The sequence below is a fragment of the Microvirgula sp. AG722 genome, assembly GCF_003269145.1.
GTDB lineage: Bacteria > Pseudomonadota > Gammaproteobacteria > Burkholderiales > Aquaspirillaceae > Microvirgula > Microvirgula aerodenitrificans.
This window is the reverse complement of record NZ_QLTJ01000030.1, coordinates 1-15,339: the sequence shown is the minus strand read 5'-3', so window position 1 is coordinate 15,339 and position 15,339 is coordinate 1. Positions and strand designations below refer to the sequence as shown.

Annotated in this window: 10 protein-coding genes and 2 pseudogenes; 7 read left to right on the top strand and 5 right to left on the bottom strand. The window is 59.4% G+C overall.

Going from position 1 to position 15,339, the window contains the following annotated elements; genetic code table 11:
* Positions 1–221 precede the first annotated feature (221 nt).
* From DFO50_RS18430 to DFO50_RS18420, 3 genes are read right to left on the bottom strand one after another with little or no spacing between them, the layout of a single operon-like run.
* A complete protein-coding gene (locus DFO50_RS18430; protein WP_112692993.1) occupies positions 222–1,655 on the bottom strand; it encodes an efflux transporter outer membrane subunit in 1,434 nt (477 codons plus the stop codon).
* Positions 1,656–1,659: 4 nt separating this feature from the next.
* Positions 1,660–4,785, bottom strand: coding sequence for an efflux RND transporter permease subunit (locus tag DFO50_RS18425; RefSeq protein ID WP_112692992.1), 3,126 nt, complete (start codon positions 4,783–4,785; stop codon positions 1,660–1,662).
* Between the two features lie 19 nt (positions 4,786–4,804).
* Positions 4,805–5,848, bottom strand: coding sequence for an efflux RND transporter periplasmic adaptor subunit (locus DFO50_RS18420; protein WP_199489899.1), 1,044 nt, complete (start codon positions 5,846–5,848; stop codon positions 4,805–4,807).
* A 262-nt stretch (positions 5,849–6,110) separates the two neighbouring features.
* Between DFO50_RS18420 and DFO50_RS18415 the strand changes: the two genes are divergently transcribed.
* Complete coding sequence (locus tag DFO50_RS18415) at positions 6,111–6,848, top strand: response regulator (RefSeq protein WP_112692991.1); 738 nt, start codon at positions 6,111–6,113, stop codon at positions 6,846–6,848.
* A complete protein-coding gene (locus DFO50_RS18410; protein ID WP_112692990.1) occupies positions 6,845–7,912 on the top strand; it encodes an ATP-binding protein in 1,068 nt (355 codons plus the stop codon). Before DFO50_RS18415 ends, DFO50_RS18410 begins: the two co-directional genes overlap by 4 nt.
* A 171-nt stretch (positions 7,913–8,083) precedes the next feature.
* On the opposite strand, the gene DFO50_RS18405 is transcribed toward DFO50_RS18410, so the two are convergent.
* On the bottom strand, positions 8,084–8,917 hold the full coding sequence (locus DFO50_RS18405; protein ID WP_112692989.1) for a response regulator transcription factor: 834 nt from the start codon (positions 8,915–8,917) through the stop codon (positions 8,084–8,086).
* A gap of 527 nt (positions 8,918–9,444) precedes the next feature.
* Between DFO50_RS18405 and DFO50_RS18400 the strand changes: the two are divergent.
* The 5 genes and pseudogenes from DFO50_RS18400 to DFO50_RS18380 form a co-directional block, all read left to right on the top strand.
* Positions 9,445–9,699 (top strand): annotated as a pseudogene (locus DFO50_RS18400) (integrase core domain-containing protein); the annotation flags it as partial.
* Between the two features lie 40 nt (positions 9,700–9,739).
* Positions 9,740–10,501: pseudogene (locus tag DFO50_RS18395) on the top strand (IS66 family transposase); the annotation flags it as partial.
* A gap of 319 nt (positions 10,502–10,820) precedes the next feature.
* On the top strand, positions 10,821–12,872 hold the full coding sequence (locus DFO50_RS18390; protein ID WP_112692988.1) for a TonB-dependent hemoglobin/transferrin/lactoferrin family receptor: 2,052 nt from the start codon (positions 10,821–10,823) through the stop codon (positions 12,870–12,872).
* A gap of 8 nt (positions 12,873–12,880) precedes the next feature.
* On the top strand, positions 12,881–13,756 hold the full coding sequence (locus DFO50_RS18385) for an MbnP family copper-binding protein (protein WP_112692987.1): 876 nt from the start codon (positions 12,881–12,883) through the stop codon (positions 13,754–13,756).
* Positions 13,757–13,759: 3 nt separating this feature from the next.
* Positions 13,760–14,890, top strand: a complete 1,131-nt coding sequence (locus DFO50_RS18380; protein WP_112692986.1) for a methanobactin export MATE transporter MbnM — start codon at positions 13,760–13,762, stop codon at positions 14,888–14,890.
* Between the two features lie 165 nt (positions 14,891–15,055).
* Here the strand turns inward: DFO50_RS18380 and DFO50_RS19740 are convergent.
* A partial coding sequence (locus tag DFO50_RS19740; RefSeq protein ID WP_233495307.1) for a hypothetical protein occupies positions 15,056–15,339 on the bottom strand: 284 nt, incomplete at its 5' end.

Below are 15,339 nucleotides of genomic sequence, written 5' to 3'. Positions count from 1 at the left end.
GGACTTGGCCGACATAGGCCATGGTTTCGATGAGATGAGACATATCAGACTCCCGGGAAAATGCCCTGGTGGTGAGCCAGGGCAGGCAGAGGAAGCAGTGACGGAGTGTCACTGCCAGTTACCGGGGAGGTGATATGTGGGTAAAAAAATTTGGGATAGCTGCTTCTGCTACCCAAATGCCAGTTGCCAGTGAGTGCCAGGGGCAAGAGTCACATTCTGACTCATTGCTTCTCTGGGCCAATCAGTTCACTTTTTTCCACCGGGGTCGCGTCCATATGTTTCATCCCCCCGCCCAGCGCCTTGTAGAGCGCGACGGCATTGCCGAACTCGCTGCGTCGCAGATCCAGCAGTGTCTGCCGCGCCGAGTAGAGTTGCCGCTCCGAATCCAATAGTTCCAGCCTCCCATCGAGGCCAGCTTGATAGCGCAGCCTAGATAGCGCGGTGCGGCGTTCGGTGCTGGCAACCGCCTGGGTCTGTGCCTCAATCTGACGGCCAAAGGTTTCCTGACCAGCCAGGCCATCAGCTACTTCGCGGAACGCCGTCTGGATGGTTTTTTCGTACTCGGCGATTGCGCTGGATTTGCGCACTTCGGCCAGTTTCAGCTCGGCGCGCAATTTTCCGCCATGGAAGATCGGGAGGGTGATCTGCGGCGCGAAGATCCATAAGCGGTTGCTGCCCTCGAACAGGCTGCTCATGCCCGGGCTTGCATAGCCCAGCGAAGCGGTCAGGGCCAGGAGTGGAAAGAACGCCGCCCGCGCAGCGCCGATATCGGCGTTTGCAGCCTTGAGGTTCTGCTCGGCCTGCAAGATGTCCGGTCGACGGAACAATAAATCGGAAGGCAAGCCAGCAGGCAGAACCGTCATGACCGGCTGTCCATCCAGGGGGAGCGGCGCGGGCAGATTTCCCGGCAACTCTGTGCCGATCAGCAAACGAAGCGCGTTGCGGGCCTGCGCCACGGCTCTTGCGCGGGCCTCCAGGTCTGCTTCGGCGCTGGCGACCTGGCCTTCCGCCTGAGCCACGTCCAGGCCGCTGTTCTGGCTGGCCTCCTTCAGCCTGCGTGCCAGGTCGAGCGACTGGCGCCAATCGGCGAGCGTGCGTTCGGCCAGGCCTTGCTGCTCTTGCGCCAGTCGTTCGGCGAAATAGGCATCGGCCACTGCGCCGATCAGCGAGATTTGCGTGGCTCGGCGCCCCTGTTCGCTCGCCAGGTAGCGAGCGAGCGCCGCATCGGACAATGAACGGATACGGCCGAACAGATCCACCTCGAAAGCGCTTGTGCCGACGTTCAGACCGTACTGCTTCTGGATGGTTGCAGGTGTAGTGGGACTGGCCGCCGTGCGCTGGCGTGTCACACTGGCCGTTGAGTCAATTGATGGCAGACGCACTGCACGCTGAATACCATACTGGGCCTGGACCCCCTCTACGTTAAGCGCGGCCAGACGCAGGTCGCGGTTGTTGTCTAGCGCCAGCTTGATCAGTCGCTGCAGGCGCGGGTCGCCGAACATCGTGCGCCAGCCGAGCTCTGACGCGTGCGTTTGCATATCGGTAAGGGGATGGCCCGGAAACATCGCGGGTACCGGCAGTTCCGGTTTGGCAAGTTCGGGCGCCAGCGTGCAAGCCGACAGGGCCAGCACAAGTGGAAGAATGAGCGCTCGCATGAAATCAGCCTTGTTGTTGATGACGGGAGGCTGCCCGCCAGGTCACGAAGCGTTCCTGCAGCCCCATCACGGAAACGAAGAACACGGGAACGAAGAAGATCGCCAGCAGGGTTGCGGTTACGATGCCGCCCAGCACACCGGTGCCGATGGCGTGCTGCGTTTCGGCACTGGCGCCACGGGCGATCACCAGCGGTACCACGCCCAGACCAAAGGCCAGCGAGGTCATCAGGATGGGCCGCAGGCGCAGTCGCGCCGCTTCCACCGCAGACGCGGCCAGGCCTTTGCCCTGCTCGCGCAGTTGCTTGGCGAACTCGACGATCAGGATGGCGTTTTTGGCAGACAGACCGATCACGGTGATCAGGCCAACCTTGAAGAACACGTCATTGGGCAGGCCGCGCAGCAGCACCGCCATGACCGCACCGAGCAAGCCCAGCGGCACCACCAGCATCACTGACAGCGGAATCGACCAGCTCTCGTACAGCGCGGCCAGCACCAGAAACACCACCAGCATTGATAGCACCATCAGCATTGGCGCCTGTGCGACGGACTGGCGTTCTTGCAGCGACTGGCCGGTCCAGGCCACTGCAAATCCAGGCGGCAGCTTTCCGGCCAGCCGTTCCATCTCGGCCATGGCCTCGCCGCTGGAAGCGCCGGGTGCAGCGTTGCCGGCGATGCGCGCCGAAGGGAAGCCCAGATAGCGCACCATCTGCTGCGGGGTTTCACCCCATGCCGGCCGGACCACTTCCGACAGTGGCACCATGCCGCCGCTGGTGTTGCGCACGTACAGCTTGAGCACATCGTCGATCTGCATGCGCGTGGGCGCGTCGGCCTGAATAATGACCTGCTGCATGCGACCGGCATTGGGGAAGTCGTTGACGTAGTTCGATCCCATTGCGCTGGACAGCGTTTCGCTAATGGCCGGGAACGGCACACCCAGCGCCTCGGCCTTCTGCCTGTCAATATCCAGGCGGATGCTGGTGCCGACAGGCAGTCCATCGGGATAAACGCTGCTGACGATCTTGCTCTGCGCCGCCAGCGCCAGCAGTTGAGCCTCCGCCGCCTTGAGCGCGGCATACCCCTGGTTGGCACGATCCTGCAGGTGCATCGTGAAACCGGAGCTGTTGCCCAGCTCCTCGATCGCTGGAGGAAGCAGATTCATCACCGAGCCTTCGGTAATACCGGCCATGGCCTGTTTGGCCTGCGCCAGTTCACTGCGCGCCGTGGCGCCACCGCGCTGTGTCCAGTCCTTGAGCATGGTGAAAATCATGGCCGCGTTTGGGCCGGAGCCCGAGAAACCGAAGCCCACGACCGACATGTTGGACTCGATACCCGGGCGCGAAGCCGTGTGTTTCTCGAAAGTCTTCACCACCTCAACCGTGCGCTCCATCGTGGCATCTGCAGGCAACTGGATGGAGGTCATGAAGTAGCCCTGATCCTCTTCGGGCAGGAACGATGACGGCAACACCCGCAGTGCCAGCACCAGCACCGCTGCAATGGCAATGAACACCAGCATCACCCGCCCGGTGCGTGCGACCAGCCAGCTCACGCGTGCGCCGTAGCCTTCAGTCATATGCTCGACTCGCCGGTTGAACCAGCCGAAGAAACCGCGCTTCTCATGGTGGCCCGGATCGACCGGCTTGAGCAGGGTGGCGCACAGCGCCGGCGTCAGCGTCAGTGCCAGAAAAGCCGAGAACAGGATCGACACTGCCATCGACAGCGTGAACTGCTTGTAGATGACACCTACCGAGCCGCCTGCCAGCGCCATCGGGATAAACACCGCAGTCAGCACCAGGGTGATGCCGACGACGGCGCCGGTGATTTCCTTCATCGCCTTGAGGGTGGCGTCCTTCGGCCCCAGCCCCTCGCTGGCCATGATGCGCTCGACGTTTTCCACGACCACGATGGCGTCATCGACAATGATGCCGATCGCCAGCACCATGCCGAACATGGTCAGCACATTGATCGAGAAGCCACAGGCCAGCATCACGGCGAAGGTACCCAGCAGGGCTATCGGCGCCACGATGGCGGGGATCAGCGTGTAGCGGATGTTCTGCAGGAACAGGAACATCACCAGGAAGACCAGCACCATTGCCTCGGCCAGTGTCTGGATTACTTTCTCGATCGATACCTTGACGAATGGCGCGGTATTGAACGGCATCGAGTAGCTCATGCCGGCCGGCATCGTCCGGCTCAATTCGCTCATGCGCGCTTTCACGCTGTCAGCAGTGCGCACCGCATTGGCGCCGGGCGCAAGCTGAATGGCTGCGGCGGTGGCCGTTTTGCCGTTCTCGCGATTGATGAAGCCATAGGATTGCGCGCCAAGTTCGACCCGGGCAACGTCGCCGAGCACGACCCTGGAGCCGTCGGCTGCGGCTCGCAGTACCACGCCAGCGAACTCCTCCGGCGTGCTCAACTGCCCCTGCACGGTCAGCGGTACTGTTACCCGCTGCCCCGGCAAGGCCGGCGAGGCGCCGACGCTGCCTGGCGCGATCTGCACGTTCTGCTGGCCGATCGCCGTGGTCAGGTCATTGATTGACAGACCATACGCATTCAGCTTGGCCGGATCGACCCAGATCCGCATGGCCTGCTCGGCACCGAACAACTGCACCTTGCCTACACCTTCGATCCGACGCAGTTCTTCGACGATGTTACGCGCCATGTAGTCGCCGAGTGCGGTTTCGTCGAAACGGCCGTCTTCTGATTTCAGACCGACAATCATCAGGAAGCCGGACGCGGCGGACTCCACGGTCAGGCCGTTCTGGCGCACTACCTGCGGCAAACGCGCCTCGATGGCCTTGAGCTGGTTCTGCACATCGACTTGTGCCAGCTCAGGGTCAGTGCCCGGCTTGAAGGTGGCGGTGATCGACGCCGCCCCCGATGTATCGGCTGAGGACTCGAAGTACAACAGGTTTTTCACACTGGACAGCTCGCGTTCGATGAGACTGAGCACGGCATCATTCATGGTCTGCGGTGTGGCACCCGGGTAGCTGACGTTGATGCTGACCGATGGTGGCGCCACGGAGGGATAACGTGCGATCGGCAGTTGGGGAATGGCGATCAGGCCAAGCAGAATGATGAACAGGGCGATGACCCAGGCAAAGACCGGGCGCTGGATGAAAAATCCGGGCATGGCAAATTCTCCTCGTCACTCAGCGTGTGGATGCGGCCAGGGCGGGATCAAAGGCTTTCCACGCTTGCTGATTTACCTTGATGCCGTCGGAAAGTCGTTCCATGCCCTCGACGACGATCGTCTGCCCCGCGCTCAATCCAGAGCGGATGCGGTAGCGTCTGTCCATCAGTTCGCCCAGTTCCACGGTAGTGCGCTTGACGTGCTTGCTCGCATCGAGCACCCAGACCTGCGGCTGCCCGCCCGCGCGCACCACCGCTTGCTGCGGTATGGTCAGCGCTGCCTCGTAGCTGGCTTGCGGTACGCGCACGCGCACGAACATGCCCGGCAGCAGTTGCCGCCGGGGGTTGTCCACCAGGACGCGCAGCAGCACGTCGCCGGTTCCGGCATCGACGGTTACGCCTGAGAACAGGATCCGGCCCTTGACGTCATAAGGGTCGCCATTGCTGCGCAGCACCTTCACCGGCAAACCTTCCGCGCCAGCTTTCGCATCCTGCGTCGTCAGCGCCTCGCGCAGCGTGTCGAGCGAGGAGGCGGGTTGACGCACGTCCACATAAACCTGGTCGATCTGCTGGATGCGCGCCATCGGGGTACTGTCGCTACTGGCCACCAGCGCGCCTTCAGTAATGAGCGCCTGGTCGATGTGCCCAGGGATAGGGGCTTCCACCGTGGCGAATTTCAGGTCGAGCTGGCGGCGTGCCAGCGTGGCGCGGGCCTGCGCCACATCGGCTGCGGACTGGTCACGCTGGGACACCGCGTCGTCGTAGACTTGGCGGCTGATCGCATCGGCCTCGACCAGCGGCTGCAAGCGGGCGGTCTGCACGCGTGCGCGCGCCAGCGCGGCCTCGGCCCGCTGCAGGGCTGCGGCGGCAGTGTCCACGTCGGCCCGGAACGGCGCCGGATTAATCTGGAAGAGTGGCTGGTTCGCGCGAACCTCGGTGCCTTGCTCGAATAGCCGGCGCTGCACGATGCCGCTGACTTGCGGCCGAATTTCAGCGATGCGCACGGCGGCGACACGGCCGGGCAGTTCTTCGGTCAGTTCCAGGCGGGTCGGCGTCAGGGGCATCGTGGACACCAGGGGAGCGGGGAGTATGCTTTCCTGTGGGGCAGAGGGACTGCAAGCCGTCAGCGCTGCCATAGCCAAGACACAGAGGCCTGCAATGCTTTTTGGTACGGTCTTCATGGGTTCCTTGATAAACAGGCCGTCAATTGCCGGCAAAACAGACCAGATTCTGCATTTGGACAGTCGGGGTTTGTCCGAGCAGCGATGGAGATCCGATGGAGAAAAAAAAATAAATCTGTAAGATGCAGATCTGTTAAATGCAGAAATGCTGAATTCGATGTTGCAAGCCAATAGCGACCCGGCTGTACAAGCCCTGATCCTGATTGCCGAGGACGAGCCAGAAATTGCCGATATCCTCTCGGCCTACCTGACGCACGCGGGGATGCGCAGCGCGCATGCACCTGATGGCCAGCGGGCGATCGAACTTCACCAGTCGTTAAGGCCTGACCTTGTCTTGCTGGACGTGCAGATGCCTCGGGTGGATGGCTGGAAAGTACTCACCGAAATTCGCCACAGCAGTGATACGCCCGTCATCATGCTGACAGCGATGGATCAGGACATCGACAAGCTGATGGGACTGCGTATTGGAGCCGACGACTATGTCGTCAAGCCGTTCAATCCAGCTGAAGTCGTTGCGCGCACGCAGGCAGTGCTGCGCCGCTCCATGCCACGTGGCGACCGTGAGAATCAGCGTGTACTGCGCGCGGCCCCTTTCGAGATCGACCTGATCACGCATGAAGCGACCGTCCAGCTGGGAAAGCAGCGCCATGTCCTGGCATTGACGCTGACCGAATTCAAACTGCTAACACAACTGTTGCGTGCGCCCAGGCGGGTGTTCAGCCGCGCGGAACTGCTGGCTGCCTGCTTGCCGGAAGGCGACACCCTGGAGCGCACGGTGGATAGCCATATCAGCAAGTTGCGCAAGAAGCTTGAAGATCTGGGCGTTATGGGCATTCCAGTTGGCATTCGCGGTGTCGGCTACCGACTCTGGAGTGTCGAGTGAAACTGGTCGGCTTGAGCCGTCAAATCGCCCAGTCCATGGTGGCGATGGCCTTCGGCGTTATATTGTTGTTCCAGTTGACGTCGTATGCCTTCTACTACTTCTGGGTGACATACTGGCCGGAGGAATCCTCCTCGGAGGGCCTGATACCAACGGCACCGGAATGGGGGTGGATGGTTGGCACTACCCTGGCCGCATTGGCCCTGGCCATTGCCGTGGCTGTCAATCTGTCGCGTCGCATTCTGGTTCCGCTGAATTCCGTCACGGATGGTATCCGCCGCGTCGCTCAGGGCGAGCTTGGTGTCAGGGTAGAGGCCAGCGATCATTCTCTGGGAGAAGCCGCACTGCTGGCTGATGACTTCAACGCCCTGGCCGACAAACTGCAACGCACGACCGAGGAGCAAATCTTCTGGAATGCCGCGATCGCCCACGAACTGCGCACCCCCGTCACTATTCTGCGCGGGCGGCTGCAAGGCTTGGCCGATGGCGTATTCATGCCGGATGCATTGCAGTTCCGCAGCCTGCTGGTCCAGGTCGAAGGTCTGTCCCGGTTGATCGAGGACTTGCGTGTCGTGAGCCTGATGCATAGCGGTCACCTCAACCTTCAGTGGCAGGAGACAGACCTCGCCGCCGAGATCAGGTCCGTTGTGGAATTGTGTTCCGATTCCTTGCTGGCAGCGGGCCAGCATCCCGTCTTGAACCTTGATGAGAGCCGCGTATCTTGTGATCCGGGCCGAATTCGGCAAGCGCTGCTGGCGCTGCTGGAGAACGCCCGGCAGCACGCGGTTCCGGGGGCAATCCGGATTCGGACCTGCCAGGAGAATGGACGGTGCAGCTTGTGTGTCGAAGATGAGGGGCCGGGCATTTCAAGTGATATTGCACCGCATGTCTTTCAGGCCTTCCGACGCGCAGAGGCAACACGCTCAAATGCAGGGGGCAGTGGCCTGGGGCTGGCGGTCGTCGCTGCCATCGCGCAAGCCCATGGTGGGCAGGCCTGTTGCTGTGCAACCGCAAGCGGAGGGACACAGTTCATGCTGACGTGGCCGAATAATATACAGCAGAATTGAAAATGGGTTGGCAGCACTGCCTGCCGGCTGGCCGCCAGTACGTTCAAGGTGCAATGCGAGACTTTGCGGCACGTAAGCTGTGTCATTTTAACCTGAGTAGGTTTTGCCCAGTTATTGTGGGAAGCTTCGGCTAGATAATAGGGCAATAACTATATTGGTTTTATGTGAAATTCATATAGGGGGCCGAGTAGGTGAACCTGGCTCAGGCCTTTGGGTGTCACTGTAAATTCTGCTTGCATGGTGTGCTTGATCTTTATAGCCTCTGGTTATCTTGCTAACCGTAAAATGAGAATGGTTATCCTGAAGTATATGAAGAAATGTGTGCTTATGTGGCGAAATGAAATTCATCAATTTTTTTACCATCCAGCCAATTCCACGTCGATTTTGAATGATGTCAGCACCAAGCTTCTTGCGAATGGAGTGGATCAGAAAGTCGATAGCATTGCTGTCCACTTCCTGATCCCAACTGTAAAGACGCCGTTCAATATCACTTCGGGAAAGGAGGGTGCCAGGGCGTTGCATCAGAGCCTGAAGTAGCGCGAACTCGCGGCTGGTCATGCGCAGCGTCTGCCTGCGATAACAGACCTCATGGGTCGCTGGATCAAGACTGATTTCGCCATTTGAGAGGATAGGAGTAGCCGAGCCGGCCCGGCGCCTAGCTACAGCACGCATACGCGCCAGTAGTTCGCGAAATTCGACTGGTTTGCGGACATAGTCGTCGGCACCAAGGTCTAGCCCTTTTTCAATATCGTCGGGCTTACTGCTGACTGAAATTACCAGAATTGGCATCTGGGGATTGCGCTGCCGCAAGCTACGTAGCACGTTATGACCATCCTGTTTAGGTAAATCGAGGTCGACCAGTACCATTTCGTATAATTGGAGGCTGAACAGCGTCAGACCCGTATTTCCATCACACGCTCGGTCCACCGCATAACTGGCTTCCTGCAGCTCCCGCATGATGGTACCCCCATTCGTCTGGCTATCATCGATTAACAATACACGCATGTCCCACAGGCCCTTTCCGTCAGTGTCATAACAGTTTTTTTGGGATGCAGATAACCGGTGCCACCCCTGAACTTTTTTACGCTGTACTGCGTTTTTATTACATTTAGTTAATGCAGTGAAATAAAGTTAAGGTGCACTCCAAATTCAGTGAAATCAATATGAACATGGCGCTATTGACGAATGGTTAGTTCTTCCTCGATGCAGCGCTGCTGCTCTGGATATGCTTGTGCGATAACGTATCGTCTAAAAGCCTCATCACCCAGCGCCCACTCTTCGTGAAGCTTATTCATATCCATGCAGAAGGGCGTCCAGCAACCATAATCGCCAGTCTGAATGGATCAGTTGGAGATTGGTGTGCGTTATTGTGAATATTTGATGGAGGTGGTCAGGCGAGTGCTACCAGATTTATCGCGAGATGTATGCTGACTTTGTACGCGGAGGTCCCCCCAATCTTTGCGCCTGCTTCTACCTGGATGAGCCCCCCGAACGACAGGACACCGCATCCCGCCTAGACTAAACAGTTGATCCGCCGCTTTGCCCGGGAGATCGGAGTGGAGCCGGTGACGACCCCGGTATGCAGTCCGCAGAGCAACGGGATGGCGAAGAGCTTCGTCCGGACGATGAAGCGGGATTACATCGCCTTCATGCTAAAGCCGGACGGGGAAACCGCACTGGCGAACCTGGCGCAGGCCTTTGTCCATTACAACGAGCACCACCCGCACAGCGCGCTGGGCTACCGGTCCCCCCGGGAGTTCCGACGGCTGGCGATTTCTTCAACCTGAGGCGGGAACGGGTGTCATGAGGTACGGGGGCAAGTCCACCCTCAACCCCGGCACCGGCAAGACGCAGCGCGCCTACCTGTGGGCGTATACCCCGACCGCGTATGCTGCCCTGCGCGCTGTGGTCTACGACTTCACCCCCGGTCGCGCCGGCGAATACAGCCGCAGCTTCCTGCAGGACTGGCGCGGCAAACTGGTGACCGACGACTATGCCGGCTACAAGGCCGGATTTGCAGCCGGCATCACCGAACTGGGCTGCATGGCGCACGCCCGACGCAAATTCCACGACCTGCACCAGCAGCACCAGAGCCAGATCGCCGGGCAGGCTCTGGAACTGTTCGGCGCTCTGTATGGCATCGAGTGCGAAGCCGCTGACTTGTCGCCAGACGACCGACAGACCCTGCGCCCGCAACAGGCGCGACCGCTGGCCGACACCCTGCATCGCTGGCTGCTGACGCAGCGTCAACGCGTACCCGACGACTGCGGGACCGCACGTGCGATCGGTTACAGCCTCAGGCGCTGGGAAGCGCTAACGCGCTACCTCGAAGACGGCGACGTGCCGATTGACAACAACTGGGCCGAGAGCCAGATCCGGCCGTGGGCGGTCGGATGCTCGAACTGGCTGTTTGCCGGCTTCCTGCACAGCGGCCAACGGGCGGCCGCAATCATGAGCCTGATCCAGTCGGCCCGGCTGAACGGGCATGGCCCGTATGCGTATTTGCGGGATGTGATCACGCGCCTGCCGAGCTGGAAGCAGAGTCGGATAGCGGAACTGATGCCGCATCGCTGGTCGGCTGCGGGGTAAGGGCGTGCGTCAACAGGGGTTGACCGGGCGTTTACGCTGATCGGATCAATTAGCATTGAATAGTTGATTGTCCACAGTTTGGTGGGCGTAGGCAGTCTGATGCCAGCATTAGTGTTAGCCAGGCTTGATTTTTCTGGTTGTCTATTGGGCCCTGATGGTTGCCGAAAACAAAAGCTTACGCTGCGTGGGCCGGCTTCTTTGACGAGTCTGGCGTAGGCTTTTACACCTGCTTTTTTCATGCTGGTGCGGTAATCTGTCGCATTGCTCAAACCTGTCTGCAGGCTGTCTAATCACGGCTTTGTTTGATTAGGACAAAGGCATGAAACGTGAATTTCTTCCGCTGGCAGTCCTGCCTTTTTCTTTTCTTTGCGCATTGCAGGCCCGGGCTGCGGAGCTGGCTACTGGTGAAGTGACAGAACTGGCGCCTTTTGTCGTCTCGGCGACACGTACTCCCAATCGCCTCGATCACCTGCCGGCATCGGTTAGCCAAGTGACGGCACAGGATTTTGAAGCGTCGCAAGCCTATGCCGTGTCCGACGTCATGAAGCGTCTGCCGAATGTCGACTTTGGCGGGGGGCCAAGGTCTGCAGCACAGATTCCGACTATTCGCGGCTATTCGGGTAGAGAGATCACGATGCTGGTCGATGGCGCCCGGATCAATGATGCATCGTCACTGAGCTCACCTATCTATATCGATCCTTACCAGCTCGCAGCAGCGGAAGTGGTGCGTGGTTCGACCTCGTCACTGTACGGCAGTGGTGGCCTGGGCGGGGTCATGGCGTTCAGGACCGTATCGGCGCGCGACCTGCTGGCGGACGGGCAGAGTACCGGTGCGGATGTGCGGGCAGGCTTTGCTTCAGCCGACCTCTCGCAGCATTACAATGCACGGGCCTATGGGCAAAGCGGGGCATTCGACGCACTGGTTTCCATTGGTTACGCCGACTGGGGACGCATCCGTCAGGGCGGCGGGGATTACCTCAAGCCCAATGACGGCCATGCCGACAATGGACTGCTCAAGTTCGGTTACCAGCCGAACGACTGGCTGCGTTTGCAGTTGTCGTATCAAAGCTATGAAGAGAACAGCCTGCGACCGAATAATCCGCAGACGGACAGCTCCCTCGGTACACCATCGAGTATCCCGGTCCAGGCCAACCGGACTCGGCAGGATCAGGCGATTTTCAAGCTCACTTCGCTGGATGAGACCGGGGCGAACGACATTGATGTCACGCTTTACCAGACCCGGCTGAAGCGCAGTGCGCAAAGAAATCCGACATTTCCGGCACTGGCGGCAACGAACAGTGAAACCGAAACCCTGGGCGCAAGCATTCAGGACACGCTGCGCTTCGAGGGAGCCGGGATCGGCCATCGGTTGACTTACGGTGTCGACTACTACGAAGACAAGCAATCTGCTGCCAGCTCCGGCTCGCCGAATCCAGTCATCCCGAATGGCCGGCAGGAGGTTTATGGTCTCTTCATGCAGGATGAAATCGCTCTGGGCGAGGCCTGGCGACTGACGCCGAGCCTGCGGGCGGACCGTTATCGCACCTCGGCCGACAACAGCAATAGCGACAGCAGTGACAGTCATGTGTCGCCGAAACTCTCTCTCGCTTGGCAGGCCAGTCCGTCGACCCGTATCTATGCCAGCTATGGCGAGGCGTTCCGTGCACCATCGCTGACCGAGATGTACACCAGCCTGTCCGGGCGAAATTACCTGTTCAACTTTGCGCCGAATACCAACCTCAAGCCGGAAACCGACCGGACCTTTGAAATGGGGGCGGCCTATACGCAGGGCAGTGTCCTGGCCGCCGAGGATTCGCTGCGCATCAAGATCTCCGCCTTTGTCTCCCGGGTGTCGGATCTGATCTCCAATACTGTCATTGGTTCCTATATCCGTACCGCCCCCTTTGCCGGGCGCGGGGTGATTCAGCAGGCTCAGAATATTCAGGATGCCAGGCGGACCGGGGGCGAGATTGAATTGCGCTACAAGAAGGGCCTGCTTGAGTTCAATGCTGCCTATAGCCGGATCCGGGTGGTAGATGCCAATAGTGATGCCAACCTGTTCTCCCCGCCGGACAGCCTGAATATTCAGCTAAAACAAGTGCTTGGCAGCACCGGCGTGACCCTGATGTGGAATGGCCGCTTCGTTGCTGCCCAGGATTACGATGCCACCGCCCTGAGGCGTACCGCAGGCTACGGTGTCAACGATGTTTATCTGAGCTGGTCGCCGGAATGGGCCAGGAAATCGCGCATCGATTTCAGCATCGGCAACGTCTTTGACCAGCGCTACATCTCCTACCAGTCGAGCAACGTGTATGCGAAGACGGTGGAGACCGGGCGCAACGTCAAAATTGCATTCAGCTCCGCATTCTGAAGAACATCATGAAACGACTATCCGCCATCATGGCCCTTGTTGTACTGCTGGCCACGGCCTGCTCCAGTCTTGCTCCGGTCAAACCCCGGCAGCGGGTGGCGCTGCATTTTGATGCTCGCATCGGTGAGCAACCGTTTGCCTGTGGCAAGAGTTATGACAATCAGGGGGCAAACCACTCGCGCATCACGCCGTCCGATCTGCGCTTCTATGTCACGGCCATTGAGCTGCTCGATGCAAGCGGCCGGGCTACACCGCTGCAACTCGACCAGGATGGCCTGTGGCAATACCGTGATGTGGTGCTGCTCGATTTCGAGAACGGCAGCGGCCCGTGTCGCAACGGGAATCCCGGCATGCATACCGTGGTGGGGGGCACGGTGCCGCCGGGGGACTACCGGGCGCTGCGGTTTACTGTCGGGTTGCCATTCGACCTCAACCATGCCGATACCACACTGGCGCCGTCACCATTGAATCTGACCGCCATGTTCTGGAGCTGGCAGGCAGGTTACAAGTTCTTCAAGCTCGACATGATCACCGACGGGCCGGCACGCGACCGCCGCAATGCGAGTCCGGCGCCGGCGGGCTTCCCGGTCCATCTGGGCAGCACGGAATGCAAGGCGGTGTCACGCACCTCGCCGGCGACCTCCTGCGCCAATTCCAACCGGGTGGCGGTGTTCCTGTCGCCCTTCGATGTCGAACGCCATGTCGTCAGCCTTGATCTGGCCAGCCTGCTGGCAGACAGCGATATCGTCAAGCAGACGGCAGGCACCGCGCCCGGCTGCATGGCGGCGCCGGACGATGCCGACTGCACCGGGGTGATGGGGGCATTCGGTTTGCCATTTGCCGGCCGTCCCGCTGGCACACAGCGCGTGTTCAGTGCGAGGTAAGGGATGAAAAAGCCAGGCTGGAAAATGGCGGCTGCAATCCTGGGCGTGGCCGGAACCGTCATGATGCTGACGGGTGCGGCAAGTCCCTCCCCGTATGACTGGCACTTGCCAGCCTGGGTGCCAACCCCGGTTGTGCCGGCGGACAATCCGATGAGCGTGGCCAAGGTCGAGCTGGGCCGCTATCTGTTCTATGACAAGCGTCTTTCTGCTGATGGTTCGATGGCCTGTGCCAGTTGCCATGAGCAGAAGCGGGCGTTTACCGATGGCAAGGTCGTGCCGACCGGCGTGAATGGCGAGCCGGGCTTCAAGAATGCCATGGCGCTGGCCAATGTCGCATATCTGCCGGTACTGACCTGGGCAAATCCGAACCTGAAGCGACTGGAAACCCAGGCGCTGGTGCCGATATTCGGAGACCATCCGGTCGAAATGGGCATGGCGGGGCGTGAAGAACTGCTGCTGAAACTGCTGCGGGAAGACAAGGACTATCCGGCCCTGTTCAGGTCAGCCTTTCCGGAGTCCACAGGCGAGATCAGCCTGTCCACCATCACCAGGGCGATTGCGGCATTCGAGCGGACCTTGCTGTCGTTCAATGCGCCATATGACCGCTACAAATATGCCGGAGAGGCGAACGCCATTTCGGATTCCGCAAAACGGGGCGAGGCGCTGTTCTTCGGTGAGCGGCTCGAATGTTATCACTGCCACGGCGGGCTGAACTTTACCGACAATATCCAGCATGCGCGGTCCGGATTTCCCGAGATCGGTTTTCACAACGATGGGTTGTACAACCTGGATGGCAATGGCGCTTATCCCGCCAACGGGCATGGGTTGCGTGAATTTACCGGTGAGGCCGGGGATGAGGGAAAGTTCCGGACCCCCTCGCTGCGCAACATCACCCTGACGGCCCCCTATATGCACGATGGGTCCATTCCAACGCTGGCAGCAGTCATTAAAAGCCATTATGCGAAAAAGGGAAGGGCCGTTTATGACGGGAAACCGCCCAATCCTCTGCGCAGCCAGTTTATTGAAGGGTTCGCCATTGATGACGACGAAGTCATGGATTTGCTTGCCTTTCTTGAAACACTGACCGATCGTAACTTTATTACAGATCCCCGCTTTGCCGATCCATTCAAGTAAAATATTACCGCTGCGACAAATTATCTCATGTGACGTTTTGACACTTTACAAACCCGGGGTATCGGGATATGTCCCAGGTTTTATGCACATTGCGTCAATGTGTCACATTTTCAATTCTCTTTGATGCGAGGAAAATTTAACCATATGAACGGTATGGTTAAATCATCAGGAAGATATTGAAGGGGGGAGGCTATGGCTGATCGGAAATTGTTGCGTGAGCTGATTGCTGTCGTCGTTATCAAATTGATCTTCCTCTATATCCTTTGGTCGGGTTTTATGGAACCGCTCTCCATTGATATCTCGCCAGAGGGGATGAATGATCAATTTCATACCCCTTTCAATGCTGCCCGCAATCAAGGAGAAATACATGCCAATTGATAGTGTGGTCGACCTGTCCCGGCTGCAGTTTGCCGCGACGGCGATGTACCATTTTCTGTTCGTGCCACTGA

Bases quoted from the DNA above. Each gene is read 5' to 3' on its own strand.
- DFO50_RS18430 (WP_112692993.1), bottom strand. From the start codon at position 1,655: ATGCGAGCGCTCATTCTTCCACTTGTGCTGGCCCTGTCGGCTTGCACG.
- DFO50_RS18425 (WP_112692992.1), bottom strand. From the start codon at position 4,785: ATGCCCGGATTTTTCATCCAGCGCCCGGTCTTTGCCTGGGTCATCGCC.
- DFO50_RS18420 (WP_199489899.1), bottom strand. From the start codon at position 5,848: ATGCCCCTGACGCCGACCCGCCTGGAACTGACCGAAGAACTGCCCGGC.
- DFO50_RS18415 (WP_112692991.1), top strand. From the start codon at position 6,111: ATGCTGAATTCGATGTTGCAAGCCAATAGCGACCCGGCTGTACAAGCC.
- DFO50_RS18405 (WP_112692989.1), bottom strand. From the start codon at position 8,917: ATGCGTGTATTGTTAATCGATGATAGCCAGACGAATGGGGGTACCATC.
- DFO50_RS18390 (WP_112692988.1), top strand. From the start codon at position 10,821: ATGAAACGTGAATTTCTTCCGCTGGCAGTCCTGCCTTTTTCTTTTCTT.
- DFO50_RS18385 (WP_112692987.1), top strand. From the start codon at position 12,881: ATGAAACGACTATCCGCCATCATGGCCCTTGTTGTACTGCTGGCCACG.
- DFO50_RS18380 (WP_112692986.1), top strand. From the start codon at position 13,760: ATGAAAAAGCCAGGCTGGAAAATGGCGGCTGCAATCCTGGGCGTGGCC.